This window comes from Hyphomicrobiales bacterium, assembly GCA_002869065.1.
GTDB lineage: Bacteria > Pseudomonadota > Alphaproteobacteria > Rhizobiales > Rhodobiaceae > Rhodobium.
The window spans coordinates 184,704-207,398 of the sequence record PKTR01000002.1 but is presented as its reverse complement, the minus strand read 5'-3'; the positions used below and the strand labels follow the sequence as shown (position 1 = coordinate 207,398).

The 22,695-nt window shown below is 56.2% G+C and carries 21 protein-coding genes and 1 tRNA gene; 7 read left to right on the top strand and 15 right to left on the bottom strand.

The window, feature by feature from the left end; genetic code table 11:
- Nucleotides 1-6: 6 nt before the first annotated feature.
- Together C0606_04700 and C0606_04695 are read right to left on the bottom strand one after the other, a co-directional pair.
- Nucleotides 7-234 (bottom strand): SirA family protein, encoded by a 228-nt coding sequence (locus C0606_04700; GenBank protein PLX38675.1) that lies wholly within the window; start codon nt 232-234, stop codon nt 7-9.
- 90 nt (nt 235-324) lie between these two features.
- Complete coding sequence (locus C0606_04695; protein PLX37593.1) at nt 325-819, bottom strand: peroxiredoxin family protein; 495 nt, start codon at nt 817-819, stop codon at nt 325-327.
- A 541-nt stretch (nt 820-1,360) separates the two neighbouring features.
- Here C0606_04695 and C0606_04690 point away from each other — a divergent pair.
- Nucleotides 1,361-1,437 (top strand) — tRNA-Met (locus tag C0606_04690).
- An 85-nt stretch (nt 1,438-1,522) separates the two neighbouring features.
- Here the strand turns inward: C0606_04690 and C0606_04685 are convergent.
- Nucleotides 1,523-5,128 carry a hypothetical protein gene (locus C0606_04685; GenBank protein PLX37592.1) on the bottom strand — a complete coding sequence of 1,202 codons (3,606 nt, stop codon included), beginning with the start codon at nt 5,126-5,128 and terminating at the stop codon, nt 1,523-1,525.
- A gap of 590 nt (nt 5,129-5,718) precedes the next feature.
- Nucleotides 5,719-5,922, bottom strand: coding sequence for a hypothetical protein (locus C0606_04680; GenBank protein ID PLX37591.1), 204 nt, complete (start codon nt 5,920-5,922; stop codon nt 5,719-5,721).
- 129 nt (nt 5,923-6,051) lie between these two features.
- Here C0606_04680 and C0606_04675 point away from each other — a divergent pair, with 129 nt between their 5' ends.
- On the top strand, nt 6,052-7,479 hold the full coding sequence (locus C0606_04675; protein ID PLX37590.1) for a DUF2779 domain-containing protein: 1,428 nt from the start codon (nt 6,052-6,054) through the stop codon (nt 7,477-7,479).
- 52 nt (nt 7,480-7,531) lie between these two features.
- Here the strand turns inward: C0606_04675 and C0606_04670 are convergent, their stop codons facing one another.
- The gene (locus tag C0606_04670; GenBank protein PLX37589.1) at nt 7,532-7,795 is read right to left on the bottom strand and encodes an XRE family transcriptional regulator; all 264 of its coding nucleotides are present in this window, start codon (nt 7,793-7,795) and stop codon (nt 7,532-7,534) included.
- Between the two features lie 95 nt (nt 7,796-7,890).
- Here C0606_04670 and C0606_04665 point away from each other — a divergent pair, with 95 nt between their 5' ends.
- Nucleotides 7,891-8,184, top strand: coding sequence for a hypothetical protein (locus C0606_04665; GenBank protein PLX37588.1), 294 nt, complete (start codon nt 7,891-7,893; stop codon nt 8,182-8,184).
- Nucleotides 8,185-8,581: 397 nt separating this feature from the next.
- On the opposite strand, the gene higA is transcribed toward C0606_04665, so the two are convergent.
- From higA to C0606_04635, 6 genes are all read right to left on the bottom strand, one after another.
- A complete protein-coding gene (higA, locus tag C0606_04660) occupies nt 8,582-8,896 on the bottom strand; it encodes an addiction module antidote protein, HigA family (GenBank protein ID PLX37587.1) in 315 nt (104 codons plus the stop codon).
- Nucleotides 8,868-9,152, bottom strand: coding sequence for a plasmid maintenance system killer protein (locus C0606_04655; GenBank protein ID PLX37586.1), 285 nt, complete (start codon nt 9,150-9,152; stop codon nt 8,868-8,870). Before C0606_04655 ends, higA begins: the two co-directional genes overlap by 29 nt.
- 217 nt (nt 9,153-9,369) lie before the next feature.
- Nucleotides 9,370-11,178, bottom strand: coding sequence for a hypothetical protein (locus C0606_04650; GenBank protein ID PLX37585.1), 1,809 nt, complete (start codon nt 11,176-11,178; stop codon nt 9,370-9,372).
- 53 nt (nt 11,179-11,231) lie between these two features.
- Nucleotides 11,232-11,471: a hypothetical protein gene (locus C0606_04645; GenBank protein ID PLX37584.1), complete on the bottom strand. Its 240-nt coding sequence runs from the start codon at nt 11,469-11,471 to the stop codon at nt 11,232-11,234.
- A 135-nt stretch (nt 11,472-11,606) separates the two neighbouring features.
- Nucleotides 11,607-12,158: a hypothetical protein gene (locus tag C0606_04640; GenBank protein ID PLX37583.1), complete on the bottom strand. Its 552-nt coding sequence runs from the start codon at nt 12,156-12,158 to the stop codon at nt 11,607-11,609.
- A 103-nt stretch (nt 12,159-12,261) separates the two neighbouring features.
- Nucleotides 12,262-13,476: an integrase gene (locus C0606_04635; protein ID PLX37582.1), complete on the bottom strand. Its 1,215-nt coding sequence runs from the start codon at nt 13,474-13,476 to the stop codon at nt 12,262-12,264.
- A 101-nt stretch (nt 13,477-13,577) separates the two neighbouring features.
- Between C0606_04635 and C0606_04630 the strand changes: the two genes are divergently transcribed.
- Nucleotides 13,578-14,561, top strand: coding sequence for a restriction endonuclease (locus C0606_04630; GenBank protein ID PLX37581.1), 984 nt, complete (start codon nt 13,578-13,580; stop codon nt 14,559-14,561).
- 40 nt (nt 14,562-14,601) lie between these two features.
- On the opposite strand, the gene C0606_04625 is transcribed toward C0606_04630, so the two are convergent.
- From C0606_04625 to C0606_04610, 4 genes are all read right to left on the bottom strand, one after another.
- Nucleotides 14,602-15,648, bottom strand: a complete 1,047-nt coding sequence (locus C0606_04625; protein ID PLX37580.1) for a hypothetical protein — start codon at nt 15,646-15,648, stop codon at nt 14,602-14,604.
- 362 nt (nt 15,649-16,010) lie between these two features.
- On the bottom strand, nt 16,011-16,697 hold the full coding sequence (locus C0606_04620) for a hypothetical protein (GenBank protein ID PLX37579.1): 687 nt from the start codon (nt 16,695-16,697) through the stop codon (nt 16,011-16,013).
- Between the two features lie 592 nt (nt 16,698-17,289).
- Nucleotides 17,290-17,787, bottom strand: a complete 498-nt coding sequence (locus C0606_04615) for a hypothetical protein (protein PLX37578.1) — start codon at nt 17,785-17,787, stop codon at nt 17,290-17,292.
- A gap of 509 nt (nt 17,788-18,296) precedes the next feature.
- On the bottom strand, nt 18,297-19,118 hold the full coding sequence (locus C0606_04610) for an IclR family transcriptional regulator (GenBank protein ID PLX37577.1): 822 nt from the start codon (nt 19,116-19,118) through the stop codon (nt 18,297-18,299).
- 212 nt (nt 19,119-19,330) lie between these two features.
- Between C0606_04610 and C0606_04605 the strand changes: the two genes are divergently transcribed.
- The 3 genes from C0606_04605 to C0606_04595 are packed head-to-tail and all read left to right on the top strand — an operon-like array spanning nt 19,331 to nt 22,690.
- Nucleotides 19,331-20,527 (top strand): serine--glyoxylate aminotransferase, encoded by a 1,197-nt coding sequence (locus tag C0606_04605; GenBank protein PLX37576.1) that lies wholly within the window; start codon nt 19,331-19,333, stop codon nt 20,525-20,527.
- A 33-nt stretch (nt 20,528-20,560) separates the two neighbouring features.
- A complete protein-coding gene (locus tag C0606_04600) occupies nt 20,561-21,511 on the top strand; it encodes a serine dehydratase (protein PLX38674.1) in 951 nt (316 codons plus the stop codon).
- Nucleotides 21,512-21,526: 15 nt separating this feature from the next.
- Nucleotides 21,527-22,690 (top strand): alanine racemase, encoded by a 1,164-nt coding sequence (locus C0606_04595; GenBank protein PLX37575.1) that lies wholly within the window; start codon nt 21,527-21,529, stop codon nt 22,688-22,690.
- Nucleotides 22,691-22,695: the final 5 nt, after the last annotated feature.

Sequence of the window (22,695 nt, the reverse complement as noted above, 5' to 3'; positions counted from 1 at the left end):
ATCCGCTTAGGCGGTGTGCTTGATCAGGAAGCGGTAGGTGTCGCCGTCCTGGGTCGATTCCATCAGCTCGTTGCCGGTGGTGCGGCAGAACGCGTCGAAGTCGGCAACCGAGCCCGGATCGGTCGAAAGAACTTCAAGCGTGCCGCCGGCCGGCACGTCCTTGATCGCCTTCTTCGCCTTCAGGATCGGCAGCGGGCAGTTGAGACCCTTTGCGTCGAGAGTTGCATCGGCCATGGTGATTTCCTCCTTTGAGATGAACTGCAAGCGTCGTCCGGCGGGACAGGGGAAATCCCCGCCCCGCCGAACGAAAACTCGTGTTGGGTGTTAGATGAACAAATTCAGATCGGAACGCAACGCCATATCCATGTAGGTGGCGGCGCCGCCGAGCTCGATGCCGCCGATCAGATCGTCCTTCGAATATTCGAACAGGTCGAGCGTCATCTGGCAGGCAACCATCTTGACTTCGGCTTCGACAGCCAGCTCGCGCAGCTCCTCGATCGAGGCCACGCCCTTCTTCTTGGTCAGGTTCTTCATCATCGACGAAGCCATCGACGTCACACCCGGCAGGGTGGCGACGATGTTCGGCATCGAGATGTGGGTGCCCATCATCGGCATTTCCATCGCCGGATTGCCGAGCGGCGAAACTTTCAGATTGAGATCCTTCTTCAGCAGTGCAAGGCCATAGAAGGTGAAGAACATCGAGACCTCGACGCCCATTGCTGCAGCCGTCGTGCCGAGAATAAACGGCGGATAGGCCCAGTCGAGCGTCCCCTTGGTCACGATGATGGACATGCTTTTCGCGTTATCCGAATCCGCCATGTATTCCTCCCCGGGGTCTTTGCGCCGTCCCGCCTGGCGCTTCGCGGACGGGGGCAGCATCTGGTATTTGAGCGAAGTCGAACGTCTATTAGCAAATCTGAATACGCTTGTGTCAAGCGCAAGCCTTCGTGATCCGCGTGGAAAATGCATAAAACTGCCGTTCGCAGCCGCCGAATGCCTGAATAACCGGTAATGCGATCTGTTCGCAGGTCCCGAGTTGTTGCGGTGCAAAAGAAAAAAGACGCGGGAATGCTGCGTTTGCGAGCCTGCGAGGGGCGGATTCTGTGCTCGGGACTAGAAAAAGGGTGTTGTCTGTCCGATCTCGGGCCGCTCCGAGGCGGCGACACCCCGCCCGGCGGCGGGCGTAATGACGCAACGCGCGCGGTTGTCGCAAAAACGCCACTCAATTCGGTTGACAGGCCGGTATCGGAGCCATTAAATCCGCCCTGCCTGACGGCGGGCGGCGCACACGCGCTGCCGGCAACGTCTTCTGTACCGCACCGGCACCCCGGTTAAAGGGCGCAGCAGACGGCCTTCTTGGGGCGGAGTAGCTCAGCTGGTTAGAGCAGCGGAATCATAATCCGCGTGTCGGGGGTTCGAGTCCCTCCTCCGCTACCAAAATTCCCATTAAATTACTGATAGTTAGATCTCGCACGCCATGAGTACGTCCGCGCGTAGGGCGCCCGGGGTGTCATCCTGGGTGTCAAGTGGTCGCGTTGGCTTCTGATTGGCGCGCTACTTTCAGCATGTCATCGAGTGCAACTGCGATCTCTCTCTGATTTGATATGCCGAGCGTTGGCAAGGTCGCAAGAAGGATAGCTAGTATCTTCGCCGTTTCATTCGGCTCATCCTGCTCCCACACATCTGATATACTTTTTTCATAGAGCGACGGCTGCTGGAGAAGAAATCTTTGCTTCTCCAAAATGAAGCTCCATCTCGCTCTCAGCCAAATCAGCGCTTGTTTTGATAAAAGGCGATTTCGGCCCGCCATCTTGCCCGTCTCGACTAGCTTCATCGTCAATTCAAATACTTCACGCGGAGTGAGCAGCGAGGCTCCATCGAGTGTCTTGCGACAACCAGACAGAAGGCTTGCATAGCGTGTGTAGTAGTCAGTTCCATTCGCTCTGCCCAATAAACATTCGACTAGTTCGTCTCGTGTTCTGAACCCTTCTGGAGCATCCAGCGCGGTCATCAATCTGTCATAGCTCGCGGCGTCATTGCCCAGAAAGCATGTAGCTGCAAAGGAAAGTATTTGTTGCTCCGTCAACGTGATTAGGGCGTTCATTTCTTCGACAGTTGGGGATGGAAAGCCGCCAAAGGTAACGTTTTCGACGTTGAAGCTTTTTTCCTTTCCACCAAGTTTGCTCACAAGCGCAAATTCAGCAACCGTGTCTGCAAGCGTTGTGACAAACAAATCGACGTCTTTACGGTGAAAAGCACGAAACATCTTTCCTTGAGTTAAGAGAATTAGTCCCTCTCGCACCGGCCCATTGGGAAGGTGGGCATCCAATCCTTTTGTGATGCCGACATCCAGCAGACAATGATTTTCAATTTGAGCGAGCATGTACCAAGATAGCTCCAGAGCGGGCAAAAAACGCTTTCCGATGTCCGAATGCGGCTCTGGATTGCTGACTAGCCCTGGATAAATTCGTGGAATTTCGCCGTTTTCTATGTAGCGTATTTCGCCCGTGGCTTCTTGGTCGAGCCAAAGGAGTACGTGCCTAGATACCGCATGACAATGTGCAGCCCGTAGGGAGCTTTTGGAGTCTAGCGCCGAGAGCTTTTCCAGTACGGACACCATGTCACGCAAACATGTTTCTCGGTCGCCTGCGTGCCAGCTGGCCAAAGCTGCATCTGCAACGAGGCCAATGTACATGGGCACCATGTCCGCCACACCACACGCTTCTGCAGCATCTGCTCCATACAAAAAGTAGCGTCTTGCTGTTTCGAAGGCGCCTTGTCTCTCTGCACTAATAGCAGCTTCCCTGCCCAGAAAGGCCTTTTCGGTTTCACTGAGCGGCGCGTCGCCCTCGATCAGTGTGCTGGACAATTCCAAGCTGGCCTGATGTTCGTTCGCCCGATAAAGAACCTTTGCCTTGGCACGAATGAGCTCTGAATTAGTAAGGCCATAGGTACTTAGTCCTTCATTGAGAACAGACAATGCAGCGTCTTTGTCATTGCCGTACTCATCAAGGATTATTGCCTGGTACTTTCTGCATGCGACTGCAAGATCCTGCCGTCCCCATGCGCTCGCGAGCTTTTCCATATGGGCGTAGGCGGATGAATGTGCGCTTGGATCAATCGTAGTTGCGTCATGCTCTTTCAGCCACGCGGCAGATATGAGCATGTCAATGTCTACAAGCAACTCAGGTGTGTCATAGGGTTCGAAAACTTTGGCTCGAAATTCTTCATCGCATGACTTGAGGAAATCAAAAGCCGAAACCAACTCTTCGATCTTTCGAAGCTGACGGGCTTGAAAAAGAAACAGGAAGCCCACCGTTTGCTCTGGGGTGGACTTTTGGCTCATTTCGCCAATGATGTCTTTTAGGAGACTGCCGTCCTGATTTTCCAACAAAACTTCGAGTTTCTGTACTACCTCCCAAAATTGTGGCAGTGGGCCGAAGAGAGGCTCCGATAGGAGCAATTTCAAATAGACGATTAGAGCCATTCCCGCTCTGGCGTCTGCGTGCGGAATGCGGGCTGTTTCCCGTTCAAAGCACCGTAGTGCCTTCAAAAAGCGGTCGAGGGTTTTGTCTTCATAGCAGAGGAGCAGAAGCTGAACTCCGCGGAGTATCTGGCTAATTATAGGATTGTCTTTATAGGCGAGTTCATCCGTTCTCATATACGTGAGCATTAGCAAGTGCGGAGCGATCATCCGCATGTCGGAATTGTCAGATCCGATAATCGATAGGCAAAGCCTGAGCATTACGGCTTCGTTCTTGCCGACCCAAGCGGCGAGTAAAGCCGAATTCGCTTCGATCGGATCTATCTTTCGTGACTTTACAATTGAGTTTGCAATTTCAAAATTGAGTTCCTGCTTTTGTTCAATTGTGAGCGTGGTGTGCGCGAAATTCGACAGTAGCGGCGACAATGAAAAACGATCTTTTTCCTGCTGATCTATCCATGTCCCAACGAGCTGATCGAACAGCATTCCTGCGTCAGAAATGGGTGGACTGACTTGAGCGAGGTCGAGCACCAGCTCGCGCCTGAAACCACGCGACGCAAGCGATAGGCGTTCCAAAAGCCGTCGGCTTCCCTCGGGCAATTCTTGAAGAAGACGTTCCCTTGTGCGACTGCGGACCTGATCGACTTCCGGATTGCCCACAAGCATTGAGTTGAGCGTTCGGAACTCGTTTGTGTCCCAACCTGCTCGCTGCATACTCTGTATGGTTGCTATTGCGAGCTGTGGGTGCCCCCCACCGGAAATCAAATGAATGTACTTTGCCCAATGTGGTTCTTCGATCCCCAATGAAGTTAGAATTTCCTGCACATCCTCCTCAGTGAAATCGTCCAACATCGTCTCGATGGTGGCTGGCAGGCCGGCAATAAAGAGTAAGTCCGAAGGTGCGTTTCTCGGTGCTGTGACCAGCAAAAGCAGATCGCGACGTTTGCAGACCGACGACAAGTTTAGGAATTTGTCGACAACATGAGGCTCAAAGGTGCATTCAAGATCGTCAATTAGAAGGCCATGAACATCGTGTTCTTCGGCGATAATACTACTCGTGGCCGAAAGAAGGTCGCTGACCTGTTCAGGTGACAGACCTCTCAGGTTGACGCTTGCCCAATTTCCGCCTTCGTGTAGAGCAGCCAAACGTGCGGCGATTGTTTTGCCAACGCCAGCCGCTCCCAATATCCAACTTATGCCGAATTCCTCGAGGGAGGAAACTATGCTGGATATAAGGGTTGTTCTTTGTGCAATTGCAGCAGGAAGAGGTACCTCGTCCACCGGGCGAGTCCGTGCAAGCCTAGACGAAGTCAGATCAGCCGACTTCGGAATGGCGGCGGCTATCGCTTTTGCGATCAGTTCGTTCTGAGTATCAAGCTGAGCTCGGTTTACAGGAATATGTGTTGCTGCTTCGAGCAGGGCCTCTAGGTGCGCGCGGTCAACAAAGCGATCTGTCTCTTGGGTCGATTTCTCCAATAGAGATACTAGGATACTGTTTAGGCAGTCATTCGCTTGTGATGCGGTTCCGCCACGAGCTTGTAGCAAACTTATTATTTTCGCCTGCAACTGCTGCTTGAGAAATTTGAACTCAAGCGCTCCACAATCAAAGTGAATTCGCTTTAAGAATTCTTCTCTGAATTCCATATCGCTCAAAGAGCCAATAAAACTCTTTGTTTTTTTCGATAGCTTTGATGCTAAAAGTATATCTCTCAGCGGAGACACATCACCGGTTCTCGCGATGCTGCGCCAAGCCTCTAGTGTTGGAGTGTCGCCAATTCTATGCTTTGCAGATTTTTCTTTCCCGATTTGCGACGTGGTCAGATGTCGCAGTCTAATCCCTAGTTGTGGATTTTTTTTTCGAAGTTCAACAAAGCCGTCGATCGAAGCAATTATATCGTCTGAATTTATGGTTACGACGTTGGACGTGCCCTTGACCTGAACCGCATTCAGCGCATTCTGCGCGGCTTTCACAAAGTCTTCAGCTACCTCCAAAAATAGAAATTCACTTTCGTCGAGCTCAAGCCATGCAAGTGCGGCTTGGTAAACCTGATAAACGTACCCTCCAAGGGAGGCGACTGCTTCGCGGTTCTCATTGCCCTGTGGGGCTGTAGGTTTGTTCATGGGCGAGTCGGTTCCGCAAATGATCGGCTATAGTGGAACGCTGAGGGAAAACATACAACCGACACCGCCTTGTATCGTGGGGCGTGAATGTCCCAAACACGCCCCGTGTCAGTTCACTTTTCGACGAAAAGGCCCCGAGCCTCCTTTTCCCCAGCTGATCCCTTGACCCAGCTCCACGGGGCACGGGGTTTGTGCATCTTGGCAATTTCTGGGTGCTTTTTCGGATCACGGGCCGCTGAGCGAAGGCGTTCGCGAGCTTCGCGCGGATCGAGTTTCAATTCGGCGCAGAGCTGCTTGAGGGTGATGATGTCGGACATTGATCGTCTCCTTTTGGTTCAAGACGATCCTTCTATTAAGATGGTTGACGCGGACGTGTCAGGGAAAACCCTAGAACACGCGAGCGATTACATTTTCAACGACCTGATATCGGAAGCGAGGTATGCGCAATGCCGCTTTCAAAAACGGATTTCATCCAATATCTGAACTGCCCCAAGTCCCTTTGGCTAATGCAGAAGAAGCCGAACGTTTATCCATTCGGCGGGTTCTCAGAATACGCCAAAAAGCTGGCGAGGGAGGGATATCTTGTCGAGGGCTACGTTCGCCAATTGGCCGAAGCTTGGGACAATGCCAGCGAGTTTTCGTTCCAAAGAGTGTTTGAAACCGACGATGGCCTTTATGCCAAGGTAGACATGGTGCGCACACGGAGCGATGGCTTGATGGATCTCTATGAAGTTAAGTCTTCGACAAGCGTCAAAGACAGCAATCCGCACAACCAACTCAAAGACGCAGCATTCCAAGCCATCGCGGCCAAGCGCGCCGGGGAGCGAGTCGGGAGCATTTTCATTGTTCATCTGAATAAGGCCTACGTCCGAGCGGGAAACGTTAATCCTGAGGAACTGCTCACGTTCGCCGACGAAACCGCTCGGGTGAATGCATTGCTTGCCGAAACCGAAGCGGAAATTGAAGATGCGCTAGCACTTCTCCAAAAGAACGAAATCGACGAGGGCTCGTGCACTTGTCTCATGCTAGGCCGAGCGCAGCATTGTGACAGTTTCGACTATTTCAATCCAACCGTTCCGAAACCTTCCATCTACTCTCTCCCGCGAATTGGGGGAGCCAAGCTGCAGAAGTTCGTCAGCGAAGACCGCTTTGACTTGGGTGAAATAGGCCTGGACGAGGTCACGAAATTGCAGCAGCCGGTCCTTCGATCATACAAAGACGGACAGCCTTTTGTTGACGCCGCCGACATCGAAAATTTCTTCAACGTCTTGCACTATCCACTCTATTTTCTAGATTATGAGACTTACGCTTCGGCGATCCCGATTGTTGATGGGCTCAGCCCTCAAGAACCGCTCCCTTTCCAGTTCTCCCTGCATGTGCTTGACCAGAACGGCGGGCTCACTCATCACGAATATCTAGCGGATGAAGCGGAACAGCCATGGAGCCTGATAGAGGCGCTTGAGCAAGCGATCGGCCCGACGGGGTCGATCGTGGTCTGGAACAAAACCTTTGAAAACACCCAGAACAAGAACATGGCCGCGCGGTTTCCAGACAAAGCCGATTTTCTGTTGGGCATAGTGGAACGCACCGTCGATCTGATGGATGTTTTCAAGACCGGCTATGTCGACATTGCCTTTGATGGCTCCACGTCGATTAAGAGAGTGTTGCCTGTCGTCCTGCCAGATCTGACATACGAAGGCATGGAAATCGCGGATGGCACTGCGGCTATGGACGGTTGGGCCAAGATGCTGGCTGAACCCGATGCAGACAAGCGTGCGGCGCTACGCAAGTCCTTGCTAGAGTATTGCGAGTTGGACACACTCGCGATGGTTCGGCTTTTGGAGTTTGCCCGAGGAATTATTGTTGCTTCTTAGGGGATGCGAAGTGCTGCTGTTCCGCAGAGAATCCTGAAAAACAAATCCTGGATCAATCTGGGAATTTCTGAGTTGTGGCAACTGCGTTGAGCACGGCGTTGAATAGGCCACTAGAATCGACGCCCAGGGCCTTTGCCAGCGCAATGAATTCCACAACGTCGATACGGCGCTCGTTTCCCTCGACCTTGGCGACATAGGATTGCGGTTTCCCCAGCCGGTCGGCGACTTCCTGCTGCGTCAGGCCAGCAGCGTTTCGCGCGTCCAAGAGGATCGCGGTCAACTTCCGGTATTCGTCTGAGTGGATCGACCTCGGCACGCATCACCCCAATTGTGTGCGCGAAGAGCTAATCCTGTTTTAGAATTATCCCACTTTGGGTTATTGTGTTCACGTCGACATTTCAGGCGAACGCGATGGGCCAGTTTCTTTCCAATTTTCTTCCTCTCGCGATATTCATCGGCATGATCGCAGCGGTCGCCATTTGGCACGAGTGGGCCTTTCGCCTTCGGCCCCTGTTCATCCCCAAGGCCGAGATCAACGCATTGGTGAACGAACTCATCGCCAAGCATGGGCCTGATGCCGAGGAAAAGGCCTATATCAAGGAAGATCGCGCATGGCGTTACTCCAACACCTTCGAGCAAGGGAAATGGCGCCGGGTCCGTCGCGAGCTTCACCATCGATACAGAGCCGGCGAGTCGAACCTGTAACCAACCCATCCGGCAGACGGACATACGCGCACGCGGCGGCGTTGCGTTGGGTTTCGTATAGGCCTCCTCGGCGAATATGCGGGCCACCAGCGCGATTTCATCGGTTTCCCGAGATGGAACTTACCGGCGACCGTCTAAACGCGCGTCCTGGGTCAAATATAAGCCTCGGTACGACGCGATCGATGACGGGCGCGCAATCGTGGTGCTAGTCCGTCTAAATCGGCGCCGAATGCGACCCCAAACCCGCGCTTTGCCACCCGCCTGTCACCCAAACAAGATAGCCGCAGGTGGGGGGGAATTGAGAGTAATTGATTGAATTGGAAAATTGGCGCGGTCCAGACGCCTGATGGTCTGATGAATAGACAGCGTGTCGGTCCGGTGACTATGTCGGCGGTCTTCAAGCGGCCCTCGGCTCGATCGTACTCAGATCGCCTCCGATTTCCCGGCGGCGCTGCATCAGGTCATAGTCGGACTGCAACCCTAGAAAGAACCCCTCAGACATGCCGAAATACCGTGCGAGACGTAGGTCGGTGTCGGCGGTCATCGCCCGCTTGCCCAAGACGATCTCGTTGATGCGGCGCGGCGGCACATGCACCGCGCGGGCAAGGGCATTCTGACTGACGCCCATCGGCTTCAAAAAATCTTCCAGCAGGATTTCGCCGGGATGAGGGTTCGGCAAAAGATCAGTCATGGTAGTCGACAATTCCGACATCGCTCGGGCCTCCTTCTTGCCAGACGAAGCATATGCGCCACTGGCTGTTGATCCGAATGCTATGCTGACCGGCGCGATCACCCTTTAAGGCTTCGAGCCTGTTGCCGGGCGGTACACGCAAATCCTGAAGCACACGCGCCTGATTGACGAGACGCAGCTTGCGGAGTGCGACGGCCTGAATATCCGGCGGCAGCTTCCGGCTTTGCCGTCCTGACCAGATCAATTTCGTTTCGGGATCGGCGAAGCTTTGGATCATAAGAAAACATAACGCATCACGTTATATAACGCAATGCGTTATGCTGAACAGTCAACCACAAGGGGGATGGGGGATGGCGTTTTTTTGGGTGACCTCGTCTTTGGCCGGATCGGCCCTGACGTCGACTGCCGAGGTTTTGGTCCCGTAGCCGCTGTGGGTCGATCCGGTTTTGAGCGCATTCGATATAACAATTCACATACGCACATTGTTATATCGATCAGTCCTCGTCGTTGGCCTCCCCAAGTACCCATTGGGCATTCTTGCCCTTGCCGACCTGCACGATCTGTCCAGTCTTAGCGAGGTCCGCCCGCACGACATTGAGCGTCGCCTCAGACGCGATCGAGCGCGCTTCGGCGGCGAGTTGCACGCTCTTCCATGCAGTCGGCTCGTCGGAGAGATATTCGAGCACGAACTCCTCGGCTGCCTGCCGTTCGCTGCTGGGCCGGCCCACCGCATTCTTCTGAACCCGGCAGACGTCGAAGTGGTCGGCCTCGCTGAACCCGACAGGTTTGAGCACCGGGACGTCCTCGCGTCCAACGCCGACCTTTTCAAATGCAATCGTCGGGCCGAGCTCGCTCTGGTTGGCCTTGCCGTGGGCAAGAGCGACGCGTGAAGGGTCTTCGGGGTCTGGCCCGAAGAACAGGGCGGACCGGATGCTTGCTGCAAAACCAATGGACCCGACAATCCGGTAGAGCGGGTTCTCGGTACTGGTCTTGTTGAGATGCGCCAGTCCGACGATCGCCGACCCGGTTGTCTCCGCCATTTCGGTCAACAGGGCCATGAATTCCCCGACATCGTTCTGCCGGTGCATGTCACGCCCGCCGCCCATATAGGCCGACAAAGTATCGACTACAACAAGGTCGGGCCGCCACTCTTCCATGTGTTCGGAGAGTAGTTCCAGCCGGTCGTCTGTGAGTGCCCGGAACTTGTACATTTGGTGAAGGTTGTCGAGGTCGACCCCGGCCTTGACCAGACGGTTGAGCACGACGCGCTGCCAGTTGTCCTCGGCGGCGAGCACCAAGACGCGATTGCCCGACGGCCTTTCATCGGAAAGCGGCCACGGATTGCCGCTCGTTACCGTTGCGAGAAGCAGAGCTGTCAGAAGCGATTTGCCGCCGCCCGGGTCGCCAGCGATCAAGGTCATGCCGTAGCGCGGGATATAGGGATACCAGAGCCATTCCATCGGAAGCGGTTCGCGTTGAACGGGCGGGCCAAAAAGTTCTTCGCGGGTTTCGCCATATCGGCTGCTACTGCCGATCAGGCTGCGCAGTTCCTGTTCTGAGAGCGGCTTTTCGCACGCATTTACGTTGGCGACCTTCATCATCTCTTGGACGACCTGTTCGTCATCGATGCGGCGACGGATTGCGCAGGCCGTGCGGAACAAAACGTCGTTTCGCTGGCCAAGCTTGATCGCATGACGTGGCCTTCCGCGTCTCCTCTCAGTTTGTGTTGCTGTGTCTGAAGGACGGAGGCCTGGTAATTTGTCCGGCACTTTCGCGGCCCTTTGCACGCGCGATCGCACCCAGATGTATCGGAAGCCGCTCTCATGGATGCTAGGCGGTAGCATGACATAACGGTTTGAGCCGGTGAGCACGTCCACCTGTTCGGCTTTGAATGCGCCGCCATCGGGTGCGCCAAGGTAGTGCAGATGATATCCGCGTTTGGTCTTCACTTTGACCGTCTTCGCGAGCTTAAGCGCGTCGACATGCGCCTTGCCCTTTGGCCCGTCAATATCGACCACGGTTCGGCCTTCGAGCGTTGCAGCGATGTTGGCCTTCGGGTACTTGCGCAGGGCTTTGCGGATCAGGGCAATTTCGGTGGTCGCGCTGTTGGCCCCGTTGGGAAAGAATTCGGCAATCGGGTGTTTGCCCGAGTGCGCGCAGTCCCCTTTGCCACAAGTGCATCGGCCATTGGCATCGATGCCGTGGGTCAGGATGAGTTTGAGACCGGCCTTGAGATAGGCGCGGGCAGCGACCAACGTCTCACGCGAGCGCATGGCGTCGGTCACGCGAAATGTATTTCGCATGCTGTGTTCCAATCGTAATTTTAGGGAAAGGGAGGGGCTAAGGCGCCCCTCGATCAAAAGTCGGCGTAGACGTGCCGGCTGCGTTCTTCGGCGCGAGCCTCAAGCCAGGCATCGACCTCGGCCTTTATCCACGCGACGCTTGTTCCGGCCATTCGGATACGGCGCGGGAATCGTCCTGCAGCTTCCCAGCGGAGAAGTGAGCTATTGTTGACTCGGATTCCCAGCTTAGTGAGATCTTGGCGGTTGAGGACGATCTGCTGTTCGATCAGCCGCCGTTTCGTCTTCTTGATCATCTCGGATTTCCTTCATCTTGGAACTTCTGGAATTGCGATGAAGGAGCGCGCTCCGTCCTGAGAAGAGATGCATCAGGTCGGGAAAAACATCAAGAATACAGAATGATACGTCCAGAACACATCGTTCTGGATGTGTCACGGACCGCGCAATTTTCGAAGCTGTCCGACGAGATTGCTTGAGAGTGGACCATCGTTGGGAAGGATTTCCGCTATGCAGATGTCCATCACATCCAGAAAGCGGCCACGCATCTTGCCCACTTCAGAAGAGCTTCCTTTGTCATAGGTGCCCCGACTAATCGCTAGCTGCGGAAAGTGGTCCTTCAGAACCTTGGTCAATGCATTGCCGAGATCGATCAAGAACTCCGTCGTCATGTTCTCTTCCGGCAATCGATCGGCAAGCTGATCGCGCAGTTCCTCGGCCCGATCACGCAGCTTTGTGAGTTCCGCGATCAACGCCTCTCGGTTCGGTGCTGTTGATTGTATTTCTTCCGGCCATTCGGAAAGGAGCGGCAGTTTATTGTCCGACAGAGCCTCGATCAGTCGATCCGCCGGTTTGAGGATTTGACGCTCAAGATGCTGTACGCGTGCAAAGAGCTTCACATCGTCCGGGCCTCCAGAAAGGCGCAAGGGCGTCGAATAGAGCGCCGTCATGAAGTGGAACGCGACATCGCGGAGGGCGGCCTGCAATGAGCAGCTTTTGTCCTCGTCGAGACGACCTGCAATACCAGTGACTCGTTTGATGACCTGATCCGAAAATAGATCCATTTGTGGATTGCGCCCCTCGGGGAATTTAGGCGCTATTCTGTACCACGCTGGCTTCCCGTAGCTTTGGTACCAAGGCACTTCGCTGTCCTGTGATTTCTTCGACACGATTAGCCCATAGCTCCAGCGCCTCACGCTTTTCATCTAGATATGCGTGCCTATTATAGATTGCAGCGACACCGGAAACTATACCCGTCTTGTGATTGAGGACGGCTTCGATGATGTGTGGGGCGACGCGCAGCATGGCCATGTTCGTCGCCATCGTTCTGCGCAGGTCATGGAAGCGCCAGTCCTCGGCATCTGCGAAAGCAGCGTCCAGCCGTTCCTTGAGACGGCCAAAGCCCGAGATCGGCGTTGTGCCGGTGGTCGTGAACACGAAATCCGTGTTCTGGAAACGCGGCACCGATCGGATAATCTCGACCGCTGAGGGTGCGAGCGGCACAATGTGGGCCGTCGAGTTTTTCACGCGCGTTGACGGCAGACTCCATAGCCCCTGTTCCAGATCGAGTTCCGACCAGCGCATGCCGGAGACTTCGCCACGGCGCTGGCCGGTCAGGATCATGAGCTGGACGCATTGGGCGAAGGGGAAACCTTCAAGCTCGGCCATGCGCCAGCAAGTATTCAGCTCGGCATCGCTCAACACGCGTTCGCGCGCCGTTTCCTTCGTCGGCGGCTTCAGATGAGCCACAGGCGATGTTTCGATCATGCCGCGGTCAATACACCAGTTCATGAGTTTTTTGATCGCAGCCAGCGCCCGGTTTGCCCGCGTCGGTGCGCCACCGGCAATGATCGTGTCGAGCACGCGCACCACGTCAGCACGCTTAATCTGGTCGATAGGGCGCGAGAACAGCGAGGAGAATTTCAGCAGGACGCGTTCGCTGCCTTTCCAGTCCTTGGTGCGTTGCTTGGCGTAAAGCTCGATGAACTGCGGCACGACCTCGCCCAGCGTCATCATGCGCTGTTCTTCCTCGTGCGGCGCCTTCTCGACATAGCGGCCAAGCTCAATTGATCGCAGGAGGCTGTGTGCCTTGTCGCGGGCCTCGTGCAGCGTCAGGATTGGCCATGAACCGATCTTGATCCGCTTCATGTGGCCGTTGATGCGCTTGGAGACGTAGAACACCTTCCCACCTGTGGCCGACACACGCAGGTGCAGGCCGGGCAGCAGCTTGTCGTGTACCTCGTACCGCTTGTTGACGGCAGGTGGCAGCGCGTCGATGGTCTTGGGCGTCAGACGTCGTTTCATGACGCTGAAATTAAGATCGAAAAATCCGCGTGTCAGGGTATGGTTTGGGGCGAGTTACAAAGTGCTTTCGGGTTAGCTTCAAGACTCTTCAGGCGAAAATAATGAATGATCATCCAGATGATTTGCATCGTCTAATACACGACACTCTTCAAGAGCTGGGCTGGAATGCCGATGCTAGCGAGATTGCGGAGCGCGTAAAGAGACTAGACATTGGACTCCCGGCAGAAGACGAATTTGCGGTCCTATGCTCTTGGCTTGGAAAATGTGAGCTTCTTCACAAGCTTGACCAACACCAACTGCCAGCGACGTCGGGCAAGGACTACCAAGTTCCTGATGTGCTTGCTTACTTCTCAACCCAAGTGGAGCGGCGCCCGGTCTTGATTGAGGTAAAGTCCAAGGCAGCAAACACTCTCTCTTTCAAACCTGACTACCTCGCAAGGCTCAATAATTATGCTGATTTGGTCGGACTGCCATTGCTTGTTGCATGGAAGTTCCATTCCCTGTGGATGCTATTTGAGGTTCGGCATCTCACAAAGGCGGTTCGCAATTTCAACATCAACTTTGGCGACGCCATGAAGGAAAACCTGTTGGGAATTTTGGCAGGTGACGTTGCCTACAAAATCGGCCCGGGCGCCGGTATACACTTGCGCTTTCAGAAAGAAGAACTTTTGTCGGTGACGGAGACCGATGACACTAAAACGGAAAATTGGCGAATGCGTATCACTGAGGTGGCGTTCACTGGGCGAGGCGGCGAGCAAGTCTCAGACCTTTCGTCTGACGTGCAGTCGCTTTTTACAACGTGGGACCTAGAAAGGCGGGAGGCGCATGCCGACGATCACATCTGGGTCAGCCACGTCGCTGGTGGCGATGGCATTCAATTTGCGCACACTGCACTCGTCCGATTGCCTGATTGGCGTTTGCCAACAGGAACTAAAGTGTCATGGCGCCGTGAGGCTCGAAAAGAAAAGCTCAGCACGATCGCTGATTTCAGAGGCGCAGTGACGAAGGCTCTTGAGGAAAAGATCGTTCAGTACGTCTTTGATATAGCGCCGCACACCGTGCCCGACTTTCTGGTGCGATCATAAGAGGCGATCTCGGCACAACCTGCACTGAGGACTTCGCAGCCTAGTTGGGCCTAACGCCGGGCATACGCATTTCCAAACCAGTTAGTTCGCAAGCTATCTCGTCCACAAATTGATACGGCGATAGCCTGATAAACTCGGAGATTAGCCAGTTCACCTTTCCATCCAGATATTGGGAGAGACCCGCTGGGTCATAACGTGACAATTCGCTCAGTCGATGCATTACAGCCAAGGTGAGCACGAGATTGGATCGAGGGATAATGTTTGCACCTGCCACGGGCCTCTTAAGATACCAAAGGTCCACCGGTGCAGATATAAATGAAATCTCTCGTCTCATCCGTCGATGGAGCGCACAGAGGTTTCGTATCGCCTTATCCTTCTGCTCCTGACTGTCTCCATGCTTGAACCATTTGTATCGCTTTTTCGATCGCACAACGCAGCGGTCCACGTAGCCCCCATCCACTTCGAAAGTGCTTGGAAGCGTTCGCAGCGACCGTGGATCAGAAAATCTTCCTTTGACCTCTGCAGAAAACCAAATGTACGCGTCGGTAGGGTGTTTTCGGTACACCAAATTGGTTAGAGGTATGAATATCTCAGGTTTGGAACGAAAGGTGTGTCGGAAAGCTCTGTGGATGTATGGGATGTTGCCGAGTGCATCCAACAGGCTGAACTCTTTGGCGAGATTGGCCTCTCCTAGGTAGTCACTGAGGCTGGTCAGAATGCCCGCGCCCTGAATGGTTATTATCTCGTTTGAAAGCGCTCTTTTCGATGACGGATCCCATTCGCCTGCAACACCGTGTCTGTCTGTGAAGGATCTTTCCTTGACGATGAGCAGTGTTTTTACGCAGTTTAGAAAGCAATAGTAAGACGTGAGTGGAGCAGACACAGGAGGAAGGTCACGCGAGGCCTTGTGGTATGCTTCCGCCTGTTTCCAAAAAGGAAGCGCCTTTTTGCAGTTCCGAGTCAGCCACAAGTCAACGAATTCAAAGGTGTCGCGGGTTAGGACGCTCTCACTTGCAAAATGCGGGCCTGTAATTCCCTTACGAAAGTACACGGCTCGGTTCTTATATCGAAGTTCGGGCGCTGGCATATTCCACCAATCTTAAGCCATCATCTATGCGAGTAGGTTACGACCGTCGCAAACATCAATTCGCAGTGGATCGAAACTACGCAATTCTGGTCGATAACTCCAGCTGGGTTGCAATTGGGGTGCATTTACCATTGGGTTTGAATGCAACGCTTTGAAATCCATTGAGAAAGTTTGGCGATCCGTTTCTGAATGCTTTCAATTGGTCCGTGACACGCTTTGGGTCGCTTTGTGGCTAAGTAATTGATAAATAACGCTTTATCATAATCCGCGTGTCGGGGGTTCGAGTCCCTCCTCCGCTACCAAACTTTCCTTTATATTGCAGGTGGTCACGTGTCGCTACGCGAGCCGCTGTCGCGCTCGTTCTATCGAAACCGGTTCCAGACCTTCGCGAAAACTGCGCCAGCGTCTTCACCTTCGTAGATCCGGCCATGACTCATGATCAAGCGGCTGATCTCGTGTTCCCGAATCCATTCCATCAGCTTCTGGAGAGAGGCGCGGTCGCGTATTGCGAACCTGTGATAGAAGGGCACGTTGGGCGATCCGTAGCATCCCAAACAACGGAAGAACATCTTTTCCGCGGGATATTGATCTTCGCTGTAATTGTAGATCAGGTCGGAACTGACCAGCGTCTTGGTCGGTACGTGCCAGAACAGTGTCTCGTGAAGGTCGTGGCCTGCGAAAACAAAGAACTCCAGCGCGTCTCCGCCGCCAAAATCGGTCTGCGGACCCATGATCTCGGCACCGGGAATAGGCCCGATCTTGGCGTCGAGCCCGTCGGGCACAAAGACACGCGCATCAGGCCACGTCTCAAGCGCCGCGCGCAGAAATAAATGGTGGTACAGGTTCGGCGCCACAATGGCCCGGACAGGACCAAGCGCGTCGATGCCTGCGCGGTCCCCCTCGGTCATCTCGACTGGAGAATAGAGGAGAAGGCCATCTCCGAGCCGCAGGATGGTCATCCGAACCGAAGCCCGGCAGCCCGAAATGACAAAATATTTGTCGAGAACCCAGATATCGCGGTCGACAGACCGAACACCTGACATGGTCATGATACTTCTCCTGAGCTGGGGCGCGAGCTCTTCTCGACACTGGCAAAGGCCGGTGGTTGGGCAACGATGCTCCGCAAGGCTGTCAGTTACTTCCGTTACAGCCGAAATGTAAGTTTCTATTTCGAAACGACGGGACGATCAGGCGTCCAATCCGGAGACGCCCACTCCAATCCGAAATGCACTGCGTTGATATCGGTGAATTGTGACGTTCAGCGAAAACCTGGGCCTTAGACACCTTCGAGGAGCTTGAGACGCGTACGCTCTCCCGTCTCCGGAAACCCGTTGCTACGCCCGCCGACAGGGCTTTTCATTCGCGTTAATCCCGGCGCGTCAGGCAAGCGCACGCGCAAGGGTCGCCGACGGCAGCTCGTCATAAATCTGGCGGTACAATCCGCTGAAGCGGCCGAGTTCGGTGAACCCATTCGCCAGGGCAACCCGCTTCACGGACGTCCCACAATCAGGAGGCCGCCGCGCGGCAAAGATCGGCCAGCGTCACGGGCGCCGGCGGGGCGGGTGTCCGAAGCCGGCGTCCTTTTCCTTTGTCATGCGCACCGTCGGTCCAGTGGCGCACTATCGCTTTGTTTTCGTGAGCTTATTTGATGATGTCGAAGCATTCTTCCCAGACAATGCTCCTGAGCTTGTCGTCAATCGTATCAAGATCGAGTTTCTGCGTGACTTCTTCGTTGTAGAGCACGCGCAGGATGCACCAGTCTTTTCCCAAAACCCGGTTGATGAAACGATTTGATGTCAGCTTTTCGGTGAAGAACTTGCGGTAAACGGGTTGGTAGAACGCAAGCGCTGCAAACATGCACCCGGCGATCTCGTCACCGGGATGATCCCGGTTGATGAAGATCAGGGAACGAAAAATGTCGAGATCCAGACTGTAGTCATAGACGTTGGTGCATTTCTTGTTTGAAAATTCAGCTTTCGCTGCGTTCAAATTGTCTCTGCTCGCTTGTTCGTCGGTCAGGAGTTTGTTGTCAACGAAGTATTCAAGAACATCTATGCTGCCTTCGACAATAACGATGTCGGTGTCGCTTGCCCCATCGGCAACGCGTATGAACGGAAAGTCTTCGAGAAGGAAGTTCAACGACTCACCAACTACTCCGAAATCGCGAATTTTCGGGTTGTCGTTGTTGCGTAACTGACTGACGGAAAGGCCGCGGATTTCGCCTGCAATATCCTTCGGCGCCCGAGAACAGCAACCCGACAGTCAGCGGGCGTTTCGTGAATTTTGCGATATTGTTTGCGTCTCCACATTTCGCCATGTCTTTTTGCAGGCATCGCCACATCCGCACCTTGAAGTGCGAAACCAGCTCGCTTGTGGAGTATTTGGCGTTGGGCGGCTCTGTCTGAACTGAGGCCGTATCCTCTGAAAACAGCCTGGAAAAAGCCAGAACAAGCAGAATGAAACAGAAAAATAAGAGCGAGCGCTTGCCAGCCGACCGCATGAAATACCTCCCTCGATAGGCATGCGGTATCAATAGATGTAGAGGGTTGTACATTCAACGGTTGCGGGAATATTCGGCCGGCGTTCGGCGCAGATGACCTTGTCCTCAACGCCCAGACGTCGCTCGCGATCCTGAGCGATCTCGAACTCTACCCGTCCCCCGGCATCACCCCGCCGATCGCCTTGGTGATCTCGTCGGCGGCGGCGCGGACCAGATGTCCGAAGCCGGCGTCCTTTTCCTTCGTCATGCGCACCGTCGGGCCGGAGATCGAGATGCCGGCAATCGCCTCGCCGAACTGGTTGAAGATCGGCGCCGCGATGCAGCGCATGCCGTTTGTCCGCTCTTCGTCGTCGACCGACCAGCCGCGCGCGCGAGTCTCGTCGAGCTCGGTGACAAGCGCGGCCTCGTCGGCAAGCGTGTGGCTGGTGAAGCGCTCGAGCTTGTGCCCGCTCAGCGTCGCATGGATGTGCTCTGCCGAGCGATACGCCATGATCGCCTTGCCGATGCCTGAGGCATGCACAGGCCCGCGCGTTCCAGGCCGGAAGAAGGCGCGGATCGGCTCGTGCGTCTCGACCTGGCTGATGAAGATCACCTCGCCGCGGTCGATGATGGCGAGGTTGGCGGTCTCGCCGCTCTCGCCCATGATGCGTTCCATCACCCGCCGGCTCTGCTCGATGAGGCGGGTGCGGCGCAGGAAGCTCGAGCCGATGCGAAACGCGCCGGCGCCGACATGCCAAAGCTGGCTGGTCTCGTCGAACTCGACGATCGCGTGTTTCTTCAGCGTGGTGAGAATGCGGTAGACGGTCGCCGGCGAGTCGTCGCCGACCGCCGCGATCTCGCTCAGCGACATGCCCGACCCCTCGGCGACGACCTTCAGCACCGTCATCGCCCGGTCGAGCGACTGGATCGTCGCGCTTTCGCTCTTGTCGTGAAACGCCTTCGGACAGCCCCTCGGCCTGCTGCTTTTCATGCCCGTTTTCCTGTTTATCGGCACTTCGAGTGCATTTCAAAATTACTGAATGAAAATCAATTTTGCAAAGTGAAAAAATATAAAATTATGCATAATCAGTATGTTGTATATTTTTCACGGAATATGAAAAAAGATTTCAAAAAAATTGCCCGGCTGCCTGCGAGCCGCTACGGTCCGACCCACAAACGAGAACACCAGCTTTGGGTAGGAACATGTCGACGCAGAACCCCGTTTTCATTCCCGGTCCGACCAACATCCCGGAAGAGCTGCGCCGTGCGGTCGACTTCCCGTCGATCGACCACCGCTCGCCGACCTTCGTTGACATGTTCAAGCCCGTGCTCGAGGGCGTGAAGCGCATCGTCAAGACGACGAGCGCCGAGACGATCCTGTTCCCGGCGACCGGTACCGGCGCATGGGAAGCGGCCGTCACCAACACGCTGTCGCCCGGCGACACGGTCCTCGCCGCGCGCCACGGCATGTTCTCGCACCGCTGGATCGATCTGTGCCAGCGCCAGGGAATGGACGTTCAGGTGATCGAGGAGAAGTGGGGCAGGGGCGCGCCGATCAATGCCTTCGAACAGGCGCTGATCGCTGATTCCAGCCACAAGATCCGCGCTGTCCTCGTCACCCATAACGAGACCGCGACCGGGGTCCGCTCCGATGTCGCCGCCGTGCGCCGCGCGCTCGACAATGCGCATCACCCCGCGCTGCTGTTCGTCGATGGCGTCAGCTCGATCGCCTCGATGGATTTCCGCATGGACGATTGGGGCGTCGATATCGCCATTACCGGCTCGCAGAAGGGCTTCATGCTGCCGTCCGGCCTGTCGATCCTGGCGGTCAGCCAGAAGGCGCTCGCGGCGATGGAAAGCGCCCGCTGCCCGCGCTGCTTCTTCGACTTCCGCGACATGCTGAAGACCAATGCGGATGGTGGCTTTCCCTATACGCCGCCGGTCAATCTGATCCGCGGCCTCGACCACTCGATCCGCATGCTGGAAGCCGAGGGTCTGGAGAATGTCTTCGCCCGTCACTACCGCATCGCCGAGGGCGTTCGCCGGGCGGTCGACGCCTGGGGCATGAAGCTGTGCGCCGAGGAAAAGAAGCTGCAGTCCGACACGGTCAGCGCGATCGTTGCGCCGGAGGGCTTCAACGCCAACCGCATCGTTGCCCATGCGGCGTCCGCCTATGGTGTCGCCTTCGGTGCCGGGCTCGGCGATGTCGCCGGCAAGGTGTTCCGCATCGGCCATCTCGGCTCGATGACCGACGTGATGGCGTTGTCGGGCATCGCCACGGCCGAAATGGTCATGGCCGATCTCGACCTGCCGATCACGCTCGGGTCGGGCGTCGCCGCCGCGCAGGAATACTATCGCACCAGCATCAACGGGGCGGCGAACCGCTCCAAGGCCGCCTGACCGCGTACCCGTTTGCCGATTGGAAACAGCGACATGTACATTCCGACATTCGACGACGTTGAAAGCGCGTTTGAGCGCATTCGCCCGCACATCCACCGAACGCCCGTCCTGACGTCGAGCTTCATCAACGGGCTCGCCGGCGCCGAACTGTTCTTCAAATGCGAGAACTTCCAGAAGGCCGGCGCCTTCAAGGCGCGCGGCGCCTCGAACTCGGTGTTCGGGCTGAGCGACGAACAGGCCGCAAAGGGCGTCGCCACGCACTCGTCGGGCAACCACGGCACCTGCCTGTCCTATGCCGCCGGCCGGCGCGGAATCCCGTGCACGGTGGTGATGCCGCGCACCGCACCGCAGGCAAAGAAGGATGCCGTCCGCGGCTATGGCGGCACCATCGTCGAGTGCGAACCCTCGACCTCGAGCCGCGAGGCGGTGTTTGCCGAAGTGGTTGCCGAAACGGGCGCCGAATTCGTCCACCCCTACAACGACCCGCGCGTCATCGCCGGTCAGGGCACCTGCGCGCTCGAACTGAACGACCAGGTCGAGGGTCTCGATGCCGTCATTGCGCCGATTGGCGGCGGCGGCATGGTGTCCGGCACCTGCCTGACCCTGTCGAACATCGCGCCGGACGTGCAGATCTATGCCGCCGAGCCCGAGCAGGCCGACGACGCCTATCGCAGTTTCAAGGCCGGCCACATCATCGCCGACGACGCGCCGGTCACCGTCGCCGACGGCCTCAAGGTGCCGCTGAAGGAACTGACCTGGCACTTCGTGTCGAACCACGTCACCGACATCCTCACCGCTTCGGAAGAGGAAATCGTCGACGCGATGAAGCTGATCTGGAAGCGCATGAAGATCGTCATGGAGCCGTCGAGCGCCGTGCCGCTCGCGACGATCCTGAAGAACAAGCACCTCTTCGCCGGCAAGCGTGTCGGCGTCATCATCACCGGCGGCAATGTCGATCTCGACGCGCTGCCCTGGAATTCCTGACAAGGGAGAATGACCATGAACGCGCCTGTCAATTTCGACGAACTGGAAGTCGGTTTCGACGTGCCCGCAGTGCCGGGCATGGACGAGAAGGACATCCAGACCCCGTGCCTCGTCCTAGACCTCGATGCGCTTGAGCGCAACGTCAAGAAGATGGGCGACTACGCCAAGGCGCATGGCATGCGCCACCGCGCCCACGGCAAGATGCACAAATCCGTCGATGTCGCGAAGCTGCAGGAAGAACTCGGCGGCGCCATCGGCGTGTGCTGCCAGAAGGTCAGCGAGGCGGAAGTCTTCGTGCGCGGTGGAATCAAGGACGTGCTGGTGTCGAACCAGGTCCGCGACCCGATGAAGATCGACCGCCTTGCCCGCCTGCCGAAGCTCGGCTCGCGCATCATCGTCTGCGTCGACGACAAGGAAAACGTCGCCGAACTGTCGGCGGCGGCACAGAAGCATGGCACGACGCTTGAATGCTTCGTCGAGATCGATTGCGGCGCCGGGCGCTGCGGCGTGACGACGACGCAGGACGTGGTCTCGCTCGCCCAGGCGATCGACACCGCCGAGGGACTGAAATTCTCCGGCATCCAGGCCTATCAGGGCGCCATGCAGCACCTCGATTCCTACGAGGACCGCAAGGCGAAGCTCGATATCGCCATCGAGATGGTCGAGAACGCGGTGAAGGGCCTGAAGTCGGCCGGCCTCGAGCCGGAACTGGTTTCGGGCGGCGGCACCGGCTCCTACTATTTCGAGTCGAATTCCGGCGTCTACAACGAGCTGCAGTGCGGTTCCTACGCCTTCATGGACGCCGACTACGGACGCATCCACGACAAGGACGGCAAGCGCATCGACCAGGGCGAATGGGAGAACGCGTTCTTCATCCTCACCCAGGTGATGAGCCACGCCAAGACCGACAAGGCGATCTGCGACGCCGGCCTCAAGGCCCAGTCGATCGACAGCGGCCTGCCGGTCATCTATGGCCGTGACGACGTCAAATACATCAAGTGCTCCGACGAGCACGGCGTCATCGAGGACGTGAACGGCGTGCTCAAGGTCGGTGAGAAGCTGCGCCTCGTGCCGGGTCACTGCGATCCGACCGCCAACGTCCACGACTGGTATGTCGGCGTCCGTGGCGGCAAGGTCGAGAAGGTGTGGCCGGTTTCGGCTCGCGGCAAGGCTTACTGAGGACC